Below are 21156 nucleotides of genomic sequence, written 5' to 3' on the forward strand. Positions count from 1 at the left end.
CTTTATAGCATAGCAGAAAATCATTCGGTTTTTGTTATGGTTTTGTTATGATTTTCTTACAAAATTCCAACGGTTTTTCGATGGAGATACCGCAGGAAAAACAGGCAAATCACCAGAGAAACAAAGGTTGCCAAAGGGGAAGCCAACCCCATGACATACAGCGATTCTCCTGCATAACGGCTCAAAAAAGCCGTAGCCGGAATACGCACACCAAAGGTTGCCAGCATGCTGTGGGCAAAAGCAATCACCGATTTCCCATAACCGCTGAAATAGGAATTCATACAGAAAATAAAGGCAACCAAAATGCAGTCAATGGAATAGGACCGCAGGTAATCTGCCGCTGCGCTGACCACCTCTGTCTCTTTGGAAAATATCCCCGTGATGCTTTCCGGGTTCCACTGACAGTATATGCAAAACAGCACACCAAAGACCAATGCATATCCAATGCCAAACCACAGTGTTTTTCGTGCCCGGTCCGCCTTTCCTGCTCCCAGATTCTGGGCTGTCATAGCAGCAACAGCCGAAGCAAAAGACGTAGGCGGCAGCATTGCGAAAATGATAATTTTTTCCACAACACCTACTGCTGCCGAAGGAACCAGCCCTAATGTATTCACAATGGCTGTGATAACCAAAAAAGAAATATTGACCAATGCATCCTGCAATGCCAGAGGCAGCCCCACTTTCCAGATACGCAGCGCCGACTCTGGGTCTGGAATAAAGTCCTTTTTATATACAGGAAAGGAAAAACCTTTCTTTCTAATATATATCAGTGCAGCAAGAAAACTGATTGCCTGTGCAGCAACCGTCGCAATGGCAGCACCTTCGGCACCCATGCCAAAACCGCCTACCAGCAAAAAGTCCACACCAATATTGACAATGCAGGCAATCAATATAAAATACACAGGTGTTTTGGAGTCACCCAGTCCACGGAAAATACCGCTAACTGCATTATATCCAATGATAAAAGGAATCCCTGCGGAACAGGTAAAAATATATGCTTTAGCTGCCTCTGCCGCTTCCTGAGGCGTTTCCATAGCTGTTACAATGGATTCTGTCAAGAACAGCATCAGTGGCGTTAAAATCACTGCCAGAAGCAAAAAAGATGACGCAATGGTACCCACTGCTTTTGCTGCGCCTCTTGGATTTCCTTCACCAATGCATCTGCCCAGCAAAACCGTACCGCCGGTAGAAATACCCAGTATGATGCCTGTAATGGTCTGCATGACCTGACTGCCAATGGCAACAGCCGATACGCCAGCAGCCGTATCAAAACGCCCCACCACATACAAATCCGCTGCACCATATAACGCCTGCAGAAAACTGGCAAGCAAAAAGGGCACTGCAAACCGCAGCAATGTAGTACTGATCTTTCCTTCTGTCAAAGAAAATTCCTGTGTCATACGCTTCTCCTTTCATAAAAAAAGCCGGATAAGAAGCAGGACTTTCACCTGCCATCTTATCCGGCTGTAATCTCTTTTGTATTACGCACCCTCCGATGAACAAACTCATTGTAGCAATGTATGTTTTACTTGTCAAGAGGGTTTTCCTCAAGGTTTTTCCCGCCGCAGTTCTCTTGCTGCCGCCATGGTGGTTTCTGTGATTTCCTCACCGCCCATAAGCCGCGCAATTTCTCGACAGGAAGCGTTCTCATCTAATGTTTCTACGGTTGTGGTGGTTCGCCCTTCCGCCACATGTTTTTCTATGCGAAAATGATTATCTGCCATAGCCGCAATCTGAGGCAAATGGGTAATACACAGGATCTGCCGCTTTTTCCCCAGCAGACTCATTTTTTCCCCAACTTTTCTGGCAGTCTTACCGCTGACACCTGTGTCGATTTCGTCAAAAATAAAGGTTCCAATTTCGTCTGCATCCACCAGCACTGTTTTCAATGCCAGCATCACGCGGGACATTTCCCCGCCGGATGCGATTTTTGCCAGAGGCTTCAAGTCCTCCCCCGCGTTGGCAGAAATCAGAAATTCCACTTTATCCAGACCGTCTGCGGCAAAATTTTCCCGTTTTTCTACGGAAATATAGAATCTTGCCTGTGCCATTTCCATATCATGCAGTGCCTGTTCCACCTGTGTCTGCACCTGCAAAGCTGTATTTTTCCGAATAGCTGTGATTTCTCCAGCCAAGGCTGTCATATGTTCATGAACTGCCTGCAACGCCTGTTCCAGTTCCGCCGCGCGTTCCTCACTGTTTAGGAGAAAATCCAGTTCTTCCACTGCTTTCTGATAAAAATCCAGAACTGCTTCCACACTGCCGCCATATTTTCTTTTCAGACGGTAAATGGTCTGCAAACGTTCTTCGATATTTTCCAGTGCGTCCGGGTCTGCTTCCAGCAAATGGGTGTACTTCTTCCATTCCCTTGCGCCGTCTTCCAGCTGCGCATACACATTGTCCATACGCTCGCAAAGTTCTGACAGACTGTTATCCAGTGCTGCCGCTTCCTGCAAACACCGCAACGCCTCTCCCAGATTATCACAGGCAGAAGCCATACCTTCTCTGCCATCATAAAGCAATTCTACGCCTTCCACAGACAAACGCATAAGCTTTTCTACACTGCCCAGACGTTTTTTCTGCTCCAGCAGTTCTTCTTCCTCGCCGGCACGCAGAGAGGCACCTTCAATTTCTTCTTTCTGAAATTGGAGGATATCCAATCGCTGGGCACGGCTGCTTTCTTCCCCACAGAGCATTTCCAGCTGTTTTTTCAGTTCTTTTTCTCTGCTGAATTCCTTGCGGTATTCCGCCAGTTTTTCTTCCAATGCCTCGCCGCAAAAACGGTCCAGCAAATGAATATGCCGACTGGGATTCAGCAATGACTGATGTTCATGCTGTCCATAAATATCCAGCAATTCTCCTGCCAATTCCTTCAGCATACCGGCTGTGACCGTGCTGCCATTGACACGGGCAACGGTTTTTCCTGATGCCTGCATGGTGCGGGCAATGAGCAATGTACCATCTTCCTCTACTGGAATACCGTTTTCCTCCAAAAAAGCAGAAACCTTCGGGTTCTCTGCGGAAAACAAGGCTTCCACCACTGCCGACTGTTCTTCCTTTCGCAGAAAATCACGGTTTACCCGACCGCCCAGTGCAAAATGCAGGGAATCTATAATCATGGATTTCCCGGCGCCTGTTTCCCCTGTGAGGATATTCAAGCCCTTTTCAAAATGCAGTTCACTTTCTGCAATCAGTGCTACGTTTTTGATATGCAAATGTTCCAGCATTTTTACATTCCCCGTTTCTTAGGCACTATGAATGATACGATACAGCTTTTCAATAATCACCGCTGCCTGATTGTGTGTTCTGACTACGCAGAATACGGTATCATCCCCGGCAATGGTTCCCAGGATTTCCGGGTTCTGCATGTTATCCAGCGCAACTGCCACTGCCATGCCCATACCTTCCAATGTCTTGATGACAATCATATTCTGTGCATAGTCCATTTTTACAACTGCTTCTTTGAATACACGTGTCAAACGTTCTGTAATTTCCGTATCATTGCCGGTAATGACAGAATATTTCTGTTTTCCCCGCTCAGTGGCGATTTTTGTCAGCTTCATTTCCCGGATGTCCCTGGAAACAGTTGCCTGTGTAACCATAAAGCCTTCTTCACACAGTTTCTGCGCCAATTCGTCCTGGGTTTCAATATCGTATTTTTCGATCAGTTCCAATATTTTCGCATGTCTGGCAATTTTCAAACTCGTCACAACCTTTCTATTCTCTATCTGCTGAGTTTCTGACGCAATACATCATAAAAACTCTGCGGATTTGTTTTGATAATGGAAGCATATTCCTTTGCTCTTTTCACCTGCACAACTTTTTTACCTGTCAGTGTCCAAGCATCCTGCCCATCAGCACTGACGGTAAAATCCGCCTCTTCTCTGGGATTGATTTCCACTGTCACCACATCGTCAGCCGAAACCACAATGGAACGGCTAGTAAGGGTATGCGCGGAGATTGGCGTAATGGCAATAATCTGCGCATCTGCTTTCAGAACGGGACCACCAGCAGACAGATTATACGCCGTGGAGCCTGTAGGTGTGCAAATGATAACACCATCCGCCCGAAGGGTATCCACATATTCCTCATTGACGTAAATATTAAACTCCAGAATTTTGTAGAGCAAACCTCTGGTAATACAAATATCATTCAGGGCAAGAATCCCCTCGATTCGTTCCATATCTGTGGCAATGGTCGCCTGCAGCATCATGCGTTTTTCCATTTTATAATCGCCTGCCAGCACTTTATCAATGGCATACTCTGCATGATTTTTTTCTTCCGCTGTCAAAAATCCCAGCGTCCCTAAATTGATGCCCAAAATCGGCGTACCATAGGGCGCTGACTTTCTGCCGACACCGAGAAGGGTACCGTCGCCGCCCAAAGAAATCAGAAAATCCGAATCCCGATACAGTTCTTCTTCTAAGCAGCCATATTCCTCCAATCCGGCAAGCTTTGCTGCCTTCATAGATAGACATGGCTGACACTCTTTCAATTTCAAATATTGCAGCAGCCGATTGGTTACCGCAAAATCCTTATCTTTCTCCAAATTTGGAAGTATTCCTACTTTTTTCATACCTTCGCCCCCATGCAGCGTCATAAAACTTCATGTGATTTTGCTGCGATTTCTTCTACCCATGTATGAACTTCTTCTTTTGTCGCACCTGGCTGCTTTTTATCCAAGTAAATCAAGTATTCAATGTTGCCTTTAGGTCCTTTGATGGGAGAGAAATCCAGTCCCATCACACCCAGACCATTTGCCATAGCATAATCCGCAATCATGAGGATGACTTCTTTATGTACAGCAATGTCTTTGACAACACCATTCTTCCCTACTTTTTCTCTCCCCGCTTCAAACTGAGGTTTAATGAGGCAGACCAACTGTCCATCCTCTTTCATAACACCCAATACGGCAGGCAGAACTTTTGTCAGGGAAATAAAAGATACGTCAATGGACGCAAAATCCGCCGCATCAGGCACCTGTTCCTGCGTTACATAGCGCACATTGGTTTTTTCCAGACAAACGACTCTGGGGTCATTGCGCAGTTTCCAGGCAAACTGACCATAGCCAACGTCGATGGAATATACCTTTGCAGCGCCGTTTTGCAGCATACAGTCTGTGAAACCGCCGGTGGAAGCGCCAATATCCAGACAGATTTTATCTGTCAGTGTAATTGGAAAAACTTCCATGGCTTTTTCCAATTTATAGCCGCCGCGGCTGACATATTTCATGGCTGCATCCCGCACTTCGATTTCCGCAGTTACAGGAATCTTTGTGCCGGCTTTATCTTCTTTCATGCCGTCCACATAGACATTGCCTGCCATAATATATGCTTTCGCCTGATCTCTGCCCGGTGCCAGCCCACGCTGTACCAGCAGTACATCTAGCCGTTCCTTTTCCACTTTTTCTGCCATAACTTACTCTCCCAACGTTTTTTTGATGGATTGATAAATTCCTTCTGCATCCAGACCATATTTTGCAAACAGCTGCGCCTGTGTCCCCTGTTCGATGTATACATCAGGGAACGCCAAGTTTTTCACATTGGCTGCAATATCATGATCACTGTAAAATTCCAGCACTGCGGAACCAAAGCCACCATCACGGACATTATCTTCCACTGTGAAAATATGGCTGCAATCTTCTGCCACCGCCCGCAAAATTTCTCCATCCAGAGGACGGATGAAACGGATATTTACAAGAGAAGGATTCTTTCCTTCTGCCCTCAAACGTTCCACTGCGCCATAAGCTGCATCCAGCATATGACCTTCTGCCAAAATGGCAATGTCTTCGCCTTTTGCGATCCATTCCGCCTTGCCATATTCAATGGGCAGACGCTGCATTTCAAAGTTTTCTGATGCTGTCCCTCTGGGATAACGCACTGCCACAGGACCTTTGCAGACATTAACCGCATAGTCCAGCATTGCTTCCAGTTCCCATCCATTCTTGGGTGAAAGCACTGTCATATTAGGGATATGACGCAGGAAAGAAAGGTCAAATACCCCCTGATGGGTTTCCCCGTCGGCACCAACAATCCCTGCACGGTCAATGGCAAATACCACATGGAGATTTTCCATGCAAACATCATGGATGATCTGGTCATAAGCACGCTGCAGAAAAGAGGAATATACGGCAAAAACAGGAATCATCCCCTGACTTGCCAGCCCTGCCGCAAAGGTTGTCCCATGCTGCTCCGCAATGGCAACGTCAAAGAAACGCTTCGGAAATTCTTTGCGGAATTTCTGGAATCCTGTACCGCTGCACATGGCAGCTGTGATACCCACAACTTTGGGATTATGCTTTCCAATTTCCACAATTTTCTTACCAAACACAGCAGACCAACTTGGTTTATTGCTCTTGGAAAGGGGGTCCCCTGTCCGCAGATCAAAGGGGCTGACACCATGGTAATCCCATGGACGTTCTTCCGCATAAGGATATCCCCGCCCCTTTTCTGTTTTCACATGAATCAAAATAGGTCCATACATCTGCTGTACATTTTTGAACAGTTCAATCAATTCCGGCAAATCATGCCCATCTACAGGACCAATGTATTTAAAGCCCATGCCTTCAAACACAGCCCCTTCCAAGAGCAGCAACTTTGCGCTGTCTCTTACCTTTTCCAGTACGGAATAGGCAGGTTTGCCAATAACAGGCACCATATCACGGAATTGTTTGAAATTATCTTTAAACGCCTGATACCGGTTGCTGGTACGCAAGGAGTTCAAATGCTTGCTGATAGCACCAACATTGGTATCGATGGACATCTGGTTATCATTCAAAACAACAATCAGGTCCGTATTTTCTCTGCCTGCATTATTCAGCGCTTCATAAGCCAAACCGCCTGTCATGGAACCATCACCGATGACAGCAATCACATGGTTTTTTCTGCCCTGCAAATCTCTTGCCTTAGCAATCCCCAAAGCCGCTGAAATAGATGTAGAACTATGACCTGCCGCAAAAGCGTCACAAGGGCTTTCATGGGGTTTCGGAAACCCGCTGAGCCCATCCAGCTGACGCAAAGCGGAAAATCCTTCCTTACGCCCTGTCAGCATTTTATGGATATATGCCTGATGACCTACATCCCATACGATTTTATCTTGAGGCAGTCTGAAACAGTATTCCAGCGCCACCGTCAGCTCTACCACACCCAGATTGGATGCCAGGTGACCGCCGGTTTTCGAAACTGCCCTCAGAAGGAAGCGGCGCAGTTCTTTACAAAGCTGCTCCATTTCCTGTAAATTCAACTTTTTCAAGTCTTCCGGAGATTGGATACGGTCCAATATTCCGCCCACACAAATCACCTGCTCTCCTTATCTTAAAACAACAATCCTACAACAATCCCCAAAATCGCTCCCACAAATACCTCCAATGGCGTATGCCCCAGCAGTTCCTTTACTTTCTGCAGTTCCGGCAGTTTATGATGCTCAATCATATAGTTGATGATCTCCGCCTGTTTGCCGGCCGCACGCCGGATGCCTGCCGCATCGTACATGACTACAAAGGAAAAAATCAGCGAAATGGCAAACAATGCCGAATCAAAGCCGTTATACTTCCCCACACTAGTAGTCAGTGCCATAACCAGAGATGAATGGGAACTGGGCATACCGCCTGTCCCAGTCAATCTGCTGGCATCAAATCTTCGTTCCGTCACAATGGGACGGATGGTCTTGAATCCCTGTGCCAATGCCCAGGAAAGGATTGCCGCCCAAAAAGGTTTATTCCATAAAAACGATTCAAATCCCATAGAATCATCTTCTTTCTTTTGCTCAATATGTTCTTTGCAGCAAATAGTTTGTCAATGTCTGTAAGAAATCACAGGATTCGCCCAATTCTTTCCAGATTGCCACTGCTTCATCGGAAAGTTTTGCGGCGATTTTTCTGGATTCTTCAATGCCGTACAAAGTCACATAAGTTGTCTTTTCATTTTTCTCATCGCTGTGGATAGGTTTTCCCAGTTCTTCCATGGTACTGGTCACATCCAGAATATCGTCCAGAATCTGGAACGCCACCCCGATTTTTTCGCCTGCCAGACCGAATTTTTCCACCACTTCTTCAGAAGCGCCGCCAACTCTTGCGCCCGCTTCCAGTGCGCCGCGGATCATTGCCGCTGTTTTATGGATGTGGATAAAATCCAGTGTTTCTTTATCAATGGGTTTGCCTTCAAAATAAACGTCTACCACCTGACCGGTAAGCATCCCATGGATACCAGCGCCTTTGGCAATGGCAAGCATGGCGCCGGTGGTTTCCTTGCAGGGATTTTCATAGCAAGCCTGCGCCATGGTTTCCATAGCATGATGGAGCAGACCATCCCCTGCCAGAATTGCCATATCTTCGCCATATACTTTATGACTGGTCAGTCTGCCGCGACGATAATCGTCATTATCCATGGCAGGCAGGTCGTCATGAATCAAAGAATATGTATGAATCATTTCCAAAGCACAGGCAAAAGGCATTGCCATTTCTTTTTTGCCGCCTACGGCTTCACATGCTGCCAGCACCATCATGGGGCGCAGACGTTTGCCGCCAGCAAAAAGGCTGTAGCCCATTGCTTCAAAAATCACGGGAGGAAATGCCTCCTGTTTGGGTATATATGTCTGCAAAGCAGCCTCGATTTCCTGAATGCGTGCCTGCATATCACTTTTGAAGTCCATTTTCCATATCCTCCTCTGCAAAAGGTGTTTCTTCCCATAAGCCTGCTTCTTTGCGCAGCGTCACAATGCTTCCCTCTGCTGCTGCCAGTTTTTCCTTGCAGACTGCTGAAAGACTCAAGCCTTCCTGATAAAGCTTTACTGCTTCTTCCAAAGGAACTTCTTCCCTTTCCAGCCGGTCAACGATCTCTTCCAACCGTGTCATAGCTTCTTCAAAGGTGACTTTCTTCTTCGCCATGGGTAAACACCTCCTTTTCCTGAATATTCGTTTCTATTTTGCCATCCTGCAGATGCAGAGTGACTCTATCCCCCACTTCCGCCTGTTTGACGGAAGTCAGTAATTTTCCTGATGATGCGACAGCCATCACATATCCCCGTGACATGACTGCCAGCGGTGACGCAGCTTCCAGACGATTGGTCAGGTACTGCCACCGTTCTGCCCGCTGCATCAGACGATTTGTCATTTCTTTATCCAGCCGCTGCTGGGTTTCTTCCACGTCCATCATAGTGCGGTAAATCCGCTCCAAAGGTCTTTCCATGACAGGACGGGATTTCAGCAAATCCAGCCGTCTGCGGCAGGATGTCAAGAGTGCACTCACATCTCTTTCCAGACGCAGTTCCAGACGATGAAAGGCTTCCCGCCGTTCAGTCAAAGGCGTTGTCGCCAGTTCTGCCGCCGCGGAAGGTGTAGGCGCCCGCATATCCGCCACAAAATCCGTGATGGTAAAGTCCGTTTCATGACCTACAGCAGAAATCACAGGAATCTCTGACGCAAAAACGGCTCTTGCCACATTTTCGTCATTGAAGCACCACAAATCCTCCATGGAACCGCCGCCACGTCCCAAAATGATGACATCTGCCTTTCCCCATTCATTGACCAGTTTCAGAGAATGGACAATATCTACCGCTGCCTGTTCTCCCTGTACCAATGTGGGAAAAATCGCCACTTTCACATTTGGGTCTCGACGCTTGACAATTTGCAGGATATCCCGCACCGCCGCTCCCGTGGGAGAAGTAATGACTGCGATACAGGAGGGATTTTTCGGAATTTCTCTTTTGAAATCCCCATCAAATAATCCTTCTGCCGCCAGTTTTTCTTTCAACTGCTCAAAAGCAACCTGTAAGGTTCCAATGCCTAAAGGCTCCAAAAATTCCGCATAAAGCTGGTACTGTCCCGTTTTTTCATAAAGAGAAACGTGACCGTATACCACCACTTGCATGCCATTTTCTGGTTCAAAGGGCAGTCCTGCCGCATCCTGCCGGAACATGGCGCAGGACAGGGCACCGGATGCATCTTTCAACGTAAAATACAAATGCCCAGAGCTATGGGCTTTGAAATTGGAGATTTCCCCTTTCACCAAAAGGCTGCTCAATATAAAATCGTTTTCCAGTAAATTGCGAATATAACGGTTGATCTGTCCAACCGTAAAAATTTTCGGTTCAATCATACCGGTTCATTTCCCTTCAGGCAGAAGCGATTTTCCCCAGCACGCCATTGATAAAGGCAGGCGCTTCGTCAGAGCTGTATTTTTTCGCCAGTTCCACCGCTTCATTGATAACAACGCCCACAGGCGCGTCTTTGCTGTATTTCAGTTCATATACTGCCAGTCGCAGAATCGCCAGATCTACACGGTTCATTCTCTGGGTATTCCAGCCTTTTGCAAAGCTATCAATGACAGCGTCAATGGCTTCCAGATTCGCTCTGGTGCCTTCCACTGCTGCCATAGTGTAAGCCTTATCTTCTTCTGTTACCACTTCGTCCTGTTCCGCAAAAAACAGATCTGTCATCTGTTCCTGTTCTTCCGCTGCGTTGAATTCCATCTGGAACAACAGTACAAAGGCATTTTTTCTCGCATTTCTTCGGCTCATAATCTTCCTCCGCTTTTCTCATTACAATTAGGGACAAATACCACTCCCATACAGGAGTGGTATAATTCCGTTTTTTTATTCTTCTTCGTCCGCTTTTGCGGTTTTTTCCTTCACAATGCCTGCCACTGCCACATTGACAACAGGCACAGAAAGTCCTGTCATGGTTTCCACGGCATTTTTGACTCTCTTCTGCACTTCTTCAGCAACAACCTGAACTTTGGTACCAAAGTTCACGATGATTTCCATATCCAGTACCACTTCGTCGCCATCACTGTCTACTTTGGCACATTTTGTCTGGCTTTTCTTGCCAAAAAACTCTACAAACCCTTTGCCACTTCCAGCGCCTTCTGTCACGCCGTCAACTTCCAGTGCCGCTGTTACAGCAATCACGCCAATAACTTCATCTGCGATCTGAATCTGCCCGTTTGTGATTTTGTCTTCAGACATATTTCCGACCTCCTGTCTTGTCTTACAAAACAGCATCTCCACTGCGCGCAGTGGTATCAAATTCTGCAATGCTATTTCTCTGTCTTTCATATCAGTATACCAGAAAATATACCTCAATGCAAATAAATATACAACAAAACATGTATAAATTCACATTATACGTTTGCCGCCAGACATACTTTTTCCTTCTGCAAAATCTCCTGCGTCAATTCCAGCGCCCGCAGGATGGCGCCGTCCATATTGTAATAGCGGTATTCTGCCAGTCTGCCGCACAGATACAGGTTGTCCCACTGCTGTAATGCCTTCTGGTACATTTCATAAAGGCTTCTGTTCTGTTTGTTTTCAATGGGATAATAGGCTTCCTGCCCTGCATTTGCCGTAAATGCCATGGGATACTCCCGAAGGATCGTGGTAACTCCTGTCTTTTGCTGTCCTGTCAATTTTTTAAATTCCGTGATTCTGGTAAAGTCCTCGCTGTTTGGATAATTGACAACACTTGCAGACTGAAAATCATTCTGCTGCAATGTTTCAAATTCCAGACGCAAAGAACGATAAGGTAAAAATCCGAAGCAGTTTTGCAGCAAAGTATCTGGCATGCCTGTATAAATAAATATACCATCAAACACCTCTCCGTCAAAACGCATGGTGCCGTCTGGCTGCAGCGTCAGCAGGTCCATCACATCCACACCCGTTTGACAGACAATATTCTTGTGTTGCAGCAAATTTTCAAATATCTTGGTATATCCTTCTGCCGGCATCAGTTGATAACGGTCGCCAAAATAACGGTCATCCTTACCCAATACCACAGGCACGCGGCTAATAACAGAACGGTCTACCTCCAGCACCGGCATGCCCCACTGTTTTGCAGTATACCCTTTAAATACATTGTCAAACACAAATTGCCCCAGTTCTGCGATTTCCTGATCTGTATGTTCCATCAGTTCCAGAACCGTCACTCTTGTTTTTCCTAAAAAAGTCCTGTGCAGTTTTGTTTCCAGCTTCTTAGCCTGCTCCATGGGGAATAAGGCTTCCAAAGAAGTGAAATTAAAAGGAATGGGAACTTCTTTTTCTCTGATTTTGCCCTTTACCCGATGTTCATATGTATCCCATTTTCCAAATTGCCGGATGTAGCGAAAAACTCTCTCATCATTGGTATGGAAGATATGAGGACCATAAACATGGATACGGATACCCGCTTCATTTTCTTCTTCATACATATTTCCGCCAATATGGTTTCTTTTTTCCAGTACCAGCACCTGTTTTCCAGCTTCCGCCATCTCCCTTGCCGCAACAGCGCCTGCAAAGCCTGCACCTGCCACGATCACATCAGGTTTCCCCTTCCATTGTTTCATCATAGTCGCTCCCTCTTTCTATCCTTTTCCTTTCATCTCATTGATTTATGTTCTTTGACTGCGAAAATGGCAGACACACCAAACACCTAAACTTACCAGAAGCACCATATAAAAACTGATACCTCTGGAAATACACATAGACGCTGCCAGATCACTCCCCGGAAAAACAGACGCAAATACCGCTGTATAAACCAGTTCCGAAATGCCTGCCGACCCAGGGAACGGCAGCATGTCCACTGCAATATATACCGTTGCCTGCAGCACCATAATCCAAAACAGACCAACGCCTTCCAGTCCCATGGCACGATAAATGAGCCATGTCAGGAAAAACAGACTGCATCTCTGCACAAGGGTCATGATGGTTGCCATGACAATTTTTCTTGGATTTTCCTGAAAAAAACGCACCACTGCACCATATCTTGCCACTGCTTCCCGCAGATGTTCTTTCCGTTCTTCTTTGGGACGAAGCAGTCTGATCTTCACCAGCAATCCTTCCAGAAACAACGCCGTTTTTTCCGCACATACAGGCGTTACCATCACCCATACCAGTATGGCAACCAATATGGCATTCAGTACGATTCCCAGATAGAACAGCCAATAATATCCCTGAAAATAAGCACCTAACTGTTTATGCCAGAAAACTGCAATAAACAGCCCCAAAACCGCCAGTACAAATTTATACAGCACAGCCACTACCATCAGCACCGGTGTACTGTCTGCCAATGGCAGTCCTGCCTTTTTCATATAATAAAGCTGGGCAGGCTGTCCGCCTGTGGCAGAGGGCGTGATACCGGAAAAGAAAAATCCGATAAATGACCAGCTGATGCATTTCAGCAATGGCATCTTCTGCCCGATTGCCCGCAGCAGATAACAGATGATACTGCCTTCTGCTGCCACAAAAAACAACGCTGTCACAATACCAGCCAAAATCCATATATGTTCCGCTCGGGCCATTGCCCCTGCCACAGCCCGCATATCATTGTTTTCCACAAGGACGTATATGGTAATCCCAATGAGCAGGCACAAAAACAGAATACTGCCCACATATTTACGTACCATACACTTCTCCTTTCCCATAAAATAAATGACGGCTCATGACATAATCCGACAAATAACCTTCGTAAAGCACCTGTAACTGTTCCAATTCATAAAAATCCCTTGGCGTAACCATGGAAAAATGTTTCTCAAAAAGGGACAGCCCAACCTCATCCATAGCCTGTGCCAGAAAAGAAGAACAGGTGTAATGATTCTTCTGATAAAAAGGCTTTTGCAGCCAAATAAAAGGCAGTCCAATAATACAGTAATGGTACCGAAATCTATTTCTGTAACAGATATTCATTTTTTCCCGCAACAGTTCTTTCTGTTCCGCTGTGCAGGAAAGCTCACAGACACGATACCTCGCATCGGGAAATACCCGCAGTATTTTTGGTGTATTCTCCCGAATAAAACCTGCAAAAAAAGGAATGGCTGGATCACGTCTTCCAACGCTGTAAGCTTCCTGAAAATCTGCATCAAATGACAATGCCACATGACAGTATGAAATTTTTATGACATGGCGTATGATATTCGCAAAAAACCCCGGTGTATCTACCAGTGCAATATAAAGTTTTTCCATTTGTTCCGCCTTCTTTTTTACTGAAATTTCACCAGTTTCCGCGCCAGTCGGTATCCTGTCAGTGTCGCAAAATCCCCCAGTTTGCCCGGAAGATATGTCAGCCCACTGAGGCGTTTATAGCGCAGGGTCTTATACAGCCCTTTATCCATCTGACGCATGTACTCCCATAATTCTCTTCGTTTTTCCATAGCATCTGCATCACCAATGAGCAGCAGATGAATGGAAGAAATCGCCATCATGACAGAAATATTTCTGGTCATATATGTTGCCAGTTTTTTCTCTCGTACCTGATGGAGATCTGTACAAGCGGAAACCAGTTTTGTCACCAGAATCTGCTGGTCAATGCGCTTCATAAGCATTTTTTCATTGACAGACTGGTCTTCCCGTCCGATAAAGTAGTGATACAAATCCACATCCAAATAAAAAATATTTTCTACAAAAGGCAGTGGCTGATAAGCAAAAATATTATCCACATAGAATGTATGCTTCGGCAGTTCTACACCGCTTTTGCGCAGCACTTCTGTTTTGAAGATCAATGCATGCATAATCAAATACTGTGTCGGCAGAAAACGACCAATCTCATGCCAGTTGCACAGAGTTCCGGATTCAAACACATTGCGGTAATGAATCTGCTGCTGTCTGCCTTCGTACAAGTGGTCGTATATGTAATTGCAGACAAGCATATCCACGGGTGTCTGGTTGATCCGCCATTTTTCCATGCGATCCAGTACTTCCTTTAAAGCTTCCGTATCCAACCAGTCATCAGAATCCACCACTTTGTAAAATTCTCCGGTTGCATGAGCAAGACCTACGTTTACGCCCTGTCCATGCCCTTGATTTTCCTGATGAACCGCTTTGACAATGGTCGGATATTTTGCCGCATATTCATCGGCAATTTCTCCTGTGCGATCTTTGGAACCATCATTGACAATGATGATTTCCACCTTTTCTCCTCCTGTCAGCAGTGTATCAATACAACGCCGCATATAGTCCTGAGAGTTGTAACATGGCACGGCAAATGTAATCAGTTTCATGAGGCAACTTCCTTTCTTTTTTTCGTTCCATCTAAATATTTATACAAGAATATACCAAAACAATTTGAAAACTGTGCTAAGAAAATTCGAAAACTTTCTTAATTTTTTGCGAAAAAAGATTAAATTTCCCAGTATTTACCAGTTTTTCCGCTATCCCATGATCAATTTCATTGTGATACAAACAGATTTCCATGAAAAAATATTGTTCTCAAACATGCGAAAGGCATATGATTTTATGCAAATTCCTATTAAAAAGCCATGTTATGACCATAAAAAATGATAGTCCCTCTTTGAGAAACTGTCATAAAAAAGTAATTCTCATTAAGAAAACATAACAAATAAAATCTTATAAAAATAAGCAAGCTGAAATCCTCTTTATCATAAAGATTTCAGCTTGCTTTGTTTTCTTATGAAGATATCCCTAATGATGTACGTTTTTTTATTTGCTCTGTTTCCATGTGGAAATCCGAATCTGTTCTGCGGTGTATCCTGTTTTGCGTTTGACGATATCCTGAATCTGTGCCACTTCCGCGTCTGTCAGGGTATCTTTATCCACGACCACATCCACCGTATCGTCATCCATACGGACATAAGCCTGAGAGAATCCTTTTGCCTCAATCATAGCTTCTGCCGCTGTTTCCTTTTCGATACGTTCCTGCAATTCCAGCATACTGTCACTGCAAACATTCTTCTGGCTTTCACTGACATTGCTGTTGTTCAACATTTCTGTCAGGATTTCCTTCTGTTTTGCCCGAGACTGTTCTCTGTCCAATTTTGCTTCTGCAAAGTAACGGGAAGCATCGTCACTGGTATCAGCGCTGGCAAATACTGCCGCTCCATCCCCTGTGGTTGTGGATGCTTCCGCAGTCAGAGGGTCTAAAGCCCCTTCTTCTGTGGGCATATCATCCGGCAGAGCCGCATAATCATCCTCCATCAGCGCCGCCATATCCCCTTCTTCCGTCAGTTCCATGGCTGTTTTGGTGCCTTCTGCGGATCTGGTTTCCTGAAAATTCAGGTACCCTGCCGCCGCAATCATCACTGCCAATGCTGTCACTACTACTTGATTCCGTTTTACTGTAAACATACTTTTTCCCCCTTATTTCATTTTGAGTATGGCTATTTTATGTGCAGGCACTTGCAGCAATGCCTGTGCCGCACGACTTAACTCATCACATACCACCGGATCACCGGCACCCTGTGCCACAATGAGCACACCTTCCACCTGCGGCGCTGTTTCTGTCAGAATCAGCGGTGACTGTCCGCCGCTGCCGTCCTCCATGAGCACCACCGTGCTTTCTCGGCTCACGGTATTCTCACTGTTTCCATTGCTTTCCTCAATTTTCTCCTCTCTGGCAGGTGTGCTTTCCGCTGTGGTGGCATAGGTCAAAAGCACCTGCACCTGCCCTGCCCCTGCCACCTGACTGAGTACCCGCTCCAATTCTGCTTCCAGCTGCCGTTCTGCTCTCTCTCCCGTAGTTTGCTGCACATTTTCCACAGCCACTTGTTCCTTTGGTTCACCTTCCACAAAACGGCTGCACAACAGCAGCGCAATGCCAATGAGAAGCCCTGCTGCCATTTTCATCCGCACCTGCCGATTTTCCGGGCAGAACAAACGGCGCAAAAAATCGTTTTTCATCCTCTTTCCCCCTTTTGTATGTTATGGAACCAGCGTAATGGCTTCTGTTTCCATGCCATATTCTTTTGCCGCATCTTCTTTCAGGGATTCCGGCAAGTTTCTCCCGCTGATTTCCATTTCCTCTGGCAGTCCGCTTTCTTCATTCCATGCAATATGTACGTCATCCACATTTGGTTCCTGCCTTTGCAGTTCTGACAAAACCTGATTTTCCATTGTCTTTCGTGTCCAGTTTTCTCCCAGTTCCGCGTCATAAGATACCTCTTGTTCCGGCAATGCGAAAAATTGGGAAAAATCCATTTCTTCCAAATGAAACAGCCCCAGCATAGGCTTCAGCACCGCCAAAAGTACCAACAGTCCCAATATCCATCTGGTATACTGCCGAAAGTTCCCTTTTGGCATCAACAGTCCTACTGCCACCGAAAAAACGGTCAAGGCGCTTATAGTTTTTATATATGCGGTAAAAGCCTCCATCATGCCTCTCACTTCCTTTCTACAACACGCCCAGCAGCAGCACAGAAGAAAACAGGAACATCACTTCCACCAGAAAAACAACGCCCAGCAAAAGAGCTGTATAATCCCCTGCAATACCAATACACTCCACCAGACGGGCTTCACAGACAGATTCCACCGCTGCCGCTGTCAGTTTGAAAATCAATGTCATTGCCACCAGCTTTATCACCAGAGGAATACAAAGCAGCAGCAAAAAAATCACTGCCGCCGCCAATGTGCCACTGCGGATGGTACCTGCCACTGCTGCCGCCGTATCCACAGCGCCGCCCATGACATCCCCCACCACAGGCACCGCATTAACAGCAATCTTCGCTGTCCGCACTGCCAGTCCGTTTACTGCTCCACCGCCAATCTTCTGTAAAGACAAAAGCAGCATAAATCCCCCTGCCAGTCCTTTTAGCCCCCAAGATACGCCCTGCCGCAGCAATGCCGCAAATCTAGCCGTGAGGGGTTGTTCCGAAAGGCGGTCTACCAATTCCAGAGCCACCGCCGCCAACAACACAGGAACAACAACACTTTTTAATATCAATACAATGAGGGTGCACCCTCCCATCATGGTAGGTCCCATCAGTGCCGTTTGAGTTAAGTTCCCCGAAGATGCCGCCAATGCCAGAAAAACAGGCAGCATTGCTCCAAAAATATCTGCTGTCTGTTCCACTCGCTCCACCACCATAGCTGTGATATCGTAAAAGGTGGTGATGATGACCACAATCAGCACCATATAGCAGACGTAAAACCCCATTTCTCCCACTTCTCTGCCGCAAAAAGAACCACTCACCTGCCGCAGTACCGCAGCCAGTATGGATACGGCAATAAGCTGCATAATCAATCCTGTCTGTGTCCGTAATTCTCCAAAAGCAACCTCTCCCAACTTTTCCCAAAGATCTTCCATGGAAAAAGAGAAATCACCTGTCAGCACATCTTCCACCAGTTCAGAAAATGTCACATCCTCCACAGCATTTTCCGCTGCTGCGTCAATCTGTTCCATGTCCAAATCTTCCAGATAGGGTGCCAGTTCCGTGGAAGCCCCCCATGCAGGCACTGGCATAGCAAGGAGGAAAAGACTAAATAACACCATCATTCCGATTTTTTTCATGAATCTCCCCCTTTTCACACCAGCGTCAAAACCACATGGAGGACTTCCGTCAACACAGGAATGGAAACCGCCATAATCAGCACTTTCCCAGCCAATTCTATTTTCGCAGCCACAGCCCCTTCTCCTGCATCCGCACAAAGCTGGGATGCAAACTGAGAAAGATAAGCAATGCCAATGACTTTCAGCACAATGCCGAAATATCCTTCTGCGACACCTGCCTGCTCTGCCATGTCCTGCAGCAAATCCAGCAGTTCTCCTAAGGGACTGCAAATCTGCAAAAAAAGTAGGACTCCTGTTGCCAGAGCTGTCAAAAGGGCAAACTGAGGATTTTCTTTTTTCAGTACCAACGCCAAAAAAGTTCCTGTCAATCCAAAAGCTGCCAATCCTGCCATTTCCACCTTTATCCCCTCCTAAAAACGAAACATGGTTTCCATGGTTTCAAACAATGTACTGACATACTGTATCACCCAAAATAACACTACCACCAATCCTGCCAGCGTTGTGAGCATAGCCTGTTCTTCCCGTCCTGCCCGCAGCAAAACCTGATTGAGCACTGCCACCAGCACCCCCACTGCGGCAATGCGAAACACAATACTGATATCCATTTTCTTCCCCTCCATTCTTTACAGCAGCACAATAACCAGCATCAAACCACCTAAAAATCCCATACTATAGTAAAGCCGTCCGTTTTTCTCCAGCCTGCGCTCAATCTGTCTGCATTTCTGCCGCAATTCCGTCAAAAATAATTCTGTGCTGTTTTTCTGCTGTTCCTGATCCAGATATCCCAGCGTTTTACCAAAACGCAGGATACTCTGATAATCATCCACAGACAAATAAGTATGGGATATATGCCGCATCCAGACCGTTTCCCAAATCTGTTCCGCCGTTTCTCCTGTTCTTTCCGCCATAGCTTTTGCCGTTTCCTGCATTAACATCCCTACTTGTCCTTTGGTCTGGTAACTGATATTTTCCAACACTTCCGACAGGGGCACAGACAAAAAACGAATCTGACTTTCCATCATGACCATGGCTCTTTCCAGTTCCCGCAAATCCTGCAAACGGTACTTTTCCCGCAGACAAAAATAAGCCCCTGTCAGTGTAGTCACTGCCAGAATCATGCAAATCCCGATGCTTTGTACCATGATGCCCCTCCTTTTTTATAAATTGCCCGTCCTGTGCTATCCAAAATTGCTTCCACAGTACCGACACCTTGGGATGCCGATAAGATCACAAATCGTTCCACCACCTGATGAGCCAACAATCTCCCCAGAAAAGCTCGTTTTTCCAGTTCTTCCAAAGAGCTGCCATGAACAGTGCAAAGAAGTTTCACACCAGCGTGAATCAGATCGGAAGCTGCCAGAAAATCGCTTTCCCGTCCCAGCTCGTCCACAGCGATGATCTGGGGGGACATGCTACGCAGCAAAAGCAGCATACCTTCCGCCTTCGGGCAGCCGCTGATCACATCCGTGCATTCCCCCAAATCCATTTGGGCAATGCCGCCGCACATGCCGGCAATCTCTCCTCTTTCATCCACCACACCGACGGCATATCCCCCTTCTGCTCTGCTCAGATTTCGGATCAATTCCCGCAGCAATGTGGTTTTGCCGCATCCTGGCGGAGATAGAATCAAAGTATGACAGAAGCGCCCGTTGTCAAAGAGATAAGGAAAGATATGATCCGCACACCCTTTTACCTCCCGTGCGATACGGATATTCAAAGAACTGATGGGATGCAATGTTTTGATTTTGCCATCTTCCATAACCGCTTTTCCACAAAATCCAATGCGGTGCCCCCCTTCTATGGTCAGAAACCCCTGCCGGATTTCTTCTGCAAAAGCATATAAAGAATAGGCACTTAATAAAGAAACACAAGCCTTCATGTCACAATTTGAAAAAACATGTCTTTTCTTGTCGTTTTTTGCCATACAAGGAATCCATCCGCCTTTTTCTTTCAGCAGTATAGGCTGTCCCAAGCGCAGGCGAATTTCTTCCAGACGTTCCAAAGAACAACAACTCTCCTGTATGATTTTCCCCAATGCCGGCGGCAACGATTTCCACAGGCTTTCCAAATCTGCCATACATGTCCACCTCCTTTTTCCAATATATTCTCCAGAATTAAAATTATGATACGCCTTTCATTTTTTCACATTGTGTGATAAGATAAATTTGACTTCAGAAAAATTATGGGAGGAATGAGTATGTTTCACCTATTATTGGTCAACTTTAGCAAAGTTACCTCCGAAAAGGTGCAGAACATTTGCAGCCAGAGCGCGGATTTTGTGCTGTATGAAAGCAATTCCCTTGAAAAAGCGGTTTCTTTTTGCAAACAAATCAAAATCCATTGTGTATTGCTTATGCCTGATCCGGATTTTATATACGCAAAACGTTTTATGACGTTCCTTCGAAAATTCCCAACCAGCATACATACGCCGGTCATCCTGCTTTCATCCCAAATTGCCCATATTTTGCAGGTGATTCCCCAGTGGAATTTTATTGAAATTTTTATGCTTCCTCTTTCCAAAGAAAAGGAACAGGAATTGGCACATCTGGTGAATTTTTATCACACCCTTTTCCAGCAGACAAAGGATTTCACGTCGCGGTTATGCCAGATTTCCACAGCAAAAGGAATCTACAGCTTCCCTTACGAGGATATTCTGTTTATTGAAATCGTCATGAAAAAAGCCATTTTTCATCTGCGCACGAAGGAAGTGGTATTCACCATGCCCCTTTACAAAATTCGGGAAACCATGCAGTCTTCCTATATGGTGCAGACACACCGTTCCTTTATCGTCAATCTGAGTAATATTTCTTATTTAGATAAGACAAAAAATCCATGGGAACTCTCTTTTTTCAACAGTGATCAGCATGCCTACGTGAGCCGCGGATACAAAAAACAGTTCCTTTCTGCTATTTCCAGTCTTTTTTCCAACGATTGACAAACACTGCCCAAAC

At 45.9% G+C, this 21156-nt stretch carries 25 protein-coding genes; 1 reads left to right on the plus strand and 24 read right to left on the minus strand.

Features of this window, described 5'->3' with window-relative positions; all coding sequences use genetic code 11:
* Nucleotides 1-56: 56 nt before the first annotated feature.
* From BUB35_RS02215 to spoIIIAA, 24 genes are all read right to left on the minus strand, one after another.
* On the minus strand, nt 57-1400 hold the full coding sequence (locus BUB35_RS02215; protein WP_072848667.1) for an MATE family efflux transporter: 1344 nt from the start codon (nt 1398-1400) through the stop codon (nt 57-59).
* A gap of 147 nt (nt 1401-1547) precedes the next feature.
* On the minus strand, nt 1548-3227 hold the full coding sequence (recN, locus tag BUB35_RS02220; RefSeq protein WP_072848669.1) for a DNA repair protein RecN: 1680 nt from the start codon (nt 3225-3227) through the stop codon (nt 1548-1550).
* Nucleotides 3228-3245: 18 nt separating this feature from the next.
* Entirely contained in the window at nt 3246-3701 is a 456-nt protein-coding gene (gene argR, locus BUB35_RS02225; RefSeq protein ID WP_022364359.1) for an arginine repressor, read from the minus strand.
* 23 nt (nt 3702-3724) lie between these two features.
* Nucleotides 3725-4576 carry an NAD(+)/NADH kinase gene (locus BUB35_RS02230; protein WP_072848763.1) on the minus strand — a complete coding sequence of 284 codons (852 nt, stop codon included), beginning with the start codon at nt 4574-4576 and terminating at the stop codon, nt 3725-3727.
* A 20-nt stretch (nt 4577-4596) separates the two neighbouring features.
* The gene (locus BUB35_RS02235) at nt 4597-5403 is read right to left on the minus strand and encodes a TlyA family RNA methyltransferase (protein WP_072848765.1); all 807 of its coding nucleotides are present in this window, start codon (nt 5401-5403) and stop codon (nt 4597-4599) included.
* Nucleotides 5404-5418: 15 nt separating this feature from the next.
* Nucleotides 5419-7281 (minus strand): 1-deoxy-D-xylulose-5-phosphate synthase, encoded by a 1863-nt coding sequence (gene dxs / locus BUB35_RS02240; RefSeq protein WP_072848767.1) that lies wholly within the window; start codon nt 7279-7281, stop codon nt 5419-5421.
* A 32-nt stretch (nt 7282-7313) separates the two neighbouring features.
* Nucleotides 7314-7742, minus strand: a complete 429-nt coding sequence (locus BUB35_RS02245; protein ID WP_072848671.1) for a divergent PAP2 family protein — start codon at nt 7740-7742, stop codon at nt 7314-7316.
* 22 nt (nt 7743-7764) lie between these two features.
* On the minus strand, nt 7765-8649 hold the full coding sequence (locus tag BUB35_RS02250) for a polyprenyl synthetase family protein (RefSeq protein ID WP_072848673.1): 885 nt from the start codon (nt 8647-8649) through the stop codon (nt 7765-7767).
* On the minus strand, nt 8633-8884 hold the full coding sequence (gene xseB / locus BUB35_RS02255) for an exodeoxyribonuclease VII small subunit (protein ID WP_072848674.1): 252 nt from the start codon (nt 8882-8884) through the stop codon (nt 8633-8635). Before xseB ends, BUB35_RS02250 begins: the two co-directional genes overlap by 17 nt.
* Nucleotides 8859-10094, minus strand: a complete 1236-nt coding sequence (xseA, locus tag BUB35_RS02260; RefSeq protein WP_072848676.1) for an exodeoxyribonuclease VII large subunit — start codon at nt 10092-10094, stop codon at nt 8859-8861. The genes xseB and xseA overlap by 26 nt, the downstream gene beginning before the upstream one ends.
* Before the next feature lie 16 nt (nt 10095-10110).
* Nucleotides 10111-10515 carry a transcription antitermination factor NusB gene (gene nusB / locus BUB35_RS02265; protein WP_022365228.1) on the minus strand — a complete coding sequence of 135 codons (405 nt, stop codon included), beginning with the start codon at nt 10513-10515 and terminating at the stop codon, nt 10111-10113.
* A gap of 75 nt (nt 10516-10590) precedes the next feature.
* Nucleotides 10591-10962: an Asp23/Gls24 family envelope stress response protein gene (locus BUB35_RS02270; protein ID WP_072848677.1), complete on the minus strand. Its 372-nt coding sequence runs from the start codon at nt 10960-10962 to the stop codon at nt 10591-10593.
* A 155-nt stretch (nt 10963-11117) separates the two neighbouring features.
* Complete coding sequence (gene glf, locus BUB35_RS02275) at nt 11118-12317, minus strand: UDP-galactopyranose mutase (protein ID WP_143158924.1); 1200 nt, start codon at nt 12315-12317, stop codon at nt 11118-11120.
* Between the two features lie 42 nt (nt 12318-12359).
* Nucleotides 12360-13373 carry a lysylphosphatidylglycerol synthase transmembrane domain-containing protein gene (locus tag BUB35_RS02280; protein ID WP_072848679.1) on the minus strand — a complete coding sequence of 338 codons (1014 nt, stop codon included), beginning with the start codon at nt 13371-13373 and terminating at the stop codon, nt 12360-12362.
* Complete coding sequence (locus tag BUB35_RS02285; RefSeq protein ID WP_072848681.1) at nt 13363-13929, minus strand: hypothetical protein; 567 nt, start codon at nt 13927-13929, stop codon at nt 13363-13365. The genes BUB35_RS02280 and BUB35_RS02285 overlap by 11 nt, the downstream gene beginning before the upstream one ends.
* Before the next feature lie 17 nt (nt 13930-13946).
* Complete coding sequence (locus tag BUB35_RS02290) at nt 13947-14963, minus strand: glycosyltransferase family 2 protein (protein ID WP_072848683.1); 1017 nt, start codon at nt 14961-14963, stop codon at nt 13947-13949.
* Nucleotides 14964-15402: 439 nt separating this feature from the next.
* Nucleotides 15403-16047: a SpoIIIAH-like family protein gene (locus BUB35_RS02300; RefSeq protein WP_072848687.1), complete on the minus strand. Its 645-nt coding sequence runs from the start codon at nt 16045-16047 to the stop codon at nt 15403-15405.
* A gap of 12 nt (nt 16048-16059) precedes the next feature.
* Nucleotides 16060-16599, minus strand: a complete 540-nt coding sequence (locus tag BUB35_RS02305; protein ID WP_072848689.1) for a hypothetical protein — start codon at nt 16597-16599, stop codon at nt 16060-16062.
* Between the two features lie 21 nt (nt 16600-16620).
* Nucleotides 16621-17073 (minus strand): stage III sporulation protein AF, encoded by a 453-nt coding sequence (locus tag BUB35_RS02310; RefSeq protein ID WP_072848691.1) that lies wholly within the window; start codon nt 17071-17073, stop codon nt 16621-16623.
* 16 nt (nt 17074-17089) lie between these two features.
* Nucleotides 17090-18205, minus strand: a complete 1116-nt coding sequence (locus BUB35_RS02315) for a stage III sporulation protein AE (protein ID WP_072848693.1) — start codon at nt 18203-18205, stop codon at nt 17090-17092.
* 14 nt (nt 18206-18219) lie between these two features.
* Nucleotides 18220-18597, minus strand: a complete 378-nt coding sequence (gene spoIIIAD, locus BUB35_RS02320) for a stage III sporulation protein AD (protein WP_242949179.1) — start codon at nt 18595-18597, stop codon at nt 18220-18222.
* 18 nt (nt 18598-18615) lie between these two features.
* Nucleotides 18616-18810 carry a stage III sporulation protein AC gene (gene spoIIIAC / locus BUB35_RS02325; RefSeq protein WP_022253991.1) on the minus strand — a complete coding sequence of 65 codons (195 nt, stop codon included), beginning with the start codon at nt 18808-18810 and terminating at the stop codon, nt 18616-18618.
* An 18-nt stretch (nt 18811-18828) separates the two neighbouring features.
* A complete protein-coding gene (locus tag BUB35_RS02330; protein ID WP_072848697.1) occupies nt 18829-19347 on the minus strand; it encodes a stage III sporulation protein AB in 519 nt (172 codons plus the stop codon).
* A complete protein-coding gene (gene spoIIIAA, locus BUB35_RS02335; RefSeq protein WP_072848698.1) occupies nt 19320-20282 on the minus strand; it encodes a stage III sporulation protein AA in 963 nt (320 codons plus the stop codon). Before spoIIIAA ends, BUB35_RS02330 begins: the two co-directional genes overlap by 28 nt.
* A gap of 120 nt (nt 20283-20402) precedes the next feature.
* On the opposite strand from spoIIIAA, the gene BUB35_RS02340 reads away from it, so the two are divergent.
* Nucleotides 20403-21140, plus strand: coding sequence for a LytR/AlgR family response regulator transcription factor (locus BUB35_RS02340; protein ID WP_072848700.1), 738 nt, complete (start codon nt 20403-20405; stop codon nt 21138-21140).
* Nucleotides 21141-21156 lie beyond the last annotated feature (16 nt).

This window comes from Anaerotignum lactatifermentans DSM 14214, from assembly GCF_900142265.1.
GTDB lineage: Bacteria > Bacillota > Clostridia > Lachnospirales > Anaerotignaceae > Anaerotignum > Anaerotignum lactatifermentans.

Excerpts from the sequence above, each read along its gene's own strand:
- BUB35_RS02290 (WP_072848683.1), bottom strand. The coding sequence starts at position 14,963 with ATGAAACTGATTACATTTGCCGTGCCATGTTACAACTCTCAGGACTAT.
- BUB35_RS02330 (WP_072848697.1), bottom strand. The coding sequence starts at position 19,347 with ATGGTACAAAGCATCGGGATTTGCATGATTCTGGCAGTGACTACACTG.
- BUB35_RS02300 (WP_072848687.1), bottom strand. The coding sequence starts at position 16,047 with ATGTTTACAGTAAAACGGAATCAAGTAGTAGTGACAGCATTGGCAGTG.
- BUB35_RS02340 (WP_072848700.1), top strand. The coding sequence starts at position 20,403 with ATGTTTCACCTATTATTGGTCAACTTTAGCAAAGTTACCTCCGAAAAG.
- recN (WP_072848669.1), bottom strand. The coding sequence starts at position 3,227 with ATGCTGGAACATTTGCATATCAAAAACGTAGCACTGATTGCAGAAAGT.
- BUB35_RS02230 (WP_072848763.1), bottom strand. The coding sequence starts at position 4,576 with ATGAAAAAAGTAGGAATACTTCCAAATTTGGAGAAAGATAAGGATTTT.
- BUB35_RS02245 (WP_072848671.1), bottom strand. The coding sequence starts at position 7,742 with ATGGGATTTGAATCGTTTTTATGGAATAAACCTTTTTGGGCGGCAATC.
- BUB35_RS02250 (WP_072848673.1), bottom strand. The coding sequence starts at position 8,649 with ATGGACTTCAAAAGTGATATGCAGGCACGCATTCAGGAAATCGAGGCT.
- BUB35_RS02270 (WP_072848677.1), bottom strand. The coding sequence starts at position 10,962 with ATGTCTGAAGACAAAATCACAAACGGGCAGATTCAGATCGCAGATGAA.
- spoIIIAA (WP_072848698.1), bottom strand. The coding sequence starts at position 20,282 with ATGGCAGATTTGGAAAGCCTGTGGAAATCGTTGCCGCCGGCATTGGGG.
- BUB35_RS02285 (WP_072848681.1), bottom strand. The coding sequence starts at position 13,929 with ATGGAAAAACTTTATATTGCACTGGTAGATACACCGGGGTTTTTTGCG.
- BUB35_RS02215 (WP_072848667.1), bottom strand. The coding sequence starts at position 1,400 with ATGACACAGGAATTTTCTTTGACAGAAGGAAAGATCAGTACTACATTG.
- BUB35_RS02310 (WP_072848691.1), bottom strand. The coding sequence starts at position 17,073 with ATGATGGAGGCTTTTACCGCATATATAAAAACTATAAGCGCCTTGACC.
- xseB (WP_072848674.1), bottom strand. The coding sequence starts at position 8,884 with ATGGCGAAGAAGAAAGTCACCTTTGAAGAAGCTATGACACGGTTGGAA.
- BUB35_RS02315 (WP_072848693.1), bottom strand. The coding sequence starts at position 18,205 with ATGAAAAAAATCGGAATGATGGTGTTATTTAGTCTTTTCCTCCTTGCT.
- xseA (WP_072848676.1), bottom strand. The coding sequence starts at position 10,094 with ATGATTGAACCGAAAATTTTTACGGTTGGACAGATCAACCGTTATATT.
- nusB (WP_022365228.1), bottom strand. The coding sequence starts at position 10,515 with ATGAGCCGAAGAAATGCGAGAAAAAATGCCTTTGTACTGTTGTTCCAG.
- BUB35_RS02305 (WP_072848689.1), bottom strand. The coding sequence starts at position 16,599 with ATGAAAAACGATTTTTTGCGCCGTTTGTTCTGCCCGGAAAATCGGCAG.
- spoIIIAC (WP_022253991.1), bottom strand. The coding sequence starts at position 18,810 with ATGGATATCAGTATTGTGTTTCGCATTGCCGCAGTGGGGGTGCTGGTG.
- spoIIIAD (WP_242949179.1), bottom strand. The coding sequence starts at position 18,597 with ATGGCAGGATTGGCAGCTTTTGGATTGACAGGAACTTTTTTGGCGTTG.
- glf (WP_143158924.1), bottom strand. The coding sequence starts at position 12,317 with ATGATGAAACAATGGAAGGGGAAACCTGATGTGATCGTGGCAGGTGCA.
- BUB35_RS02280 (WP_072848679.1), bottom strand. The coding sequence starts at position 13,373 with ATGGTACGTAAATATGTGGGCAGTATTCTGTTTTTGTGCCTGCTCATT.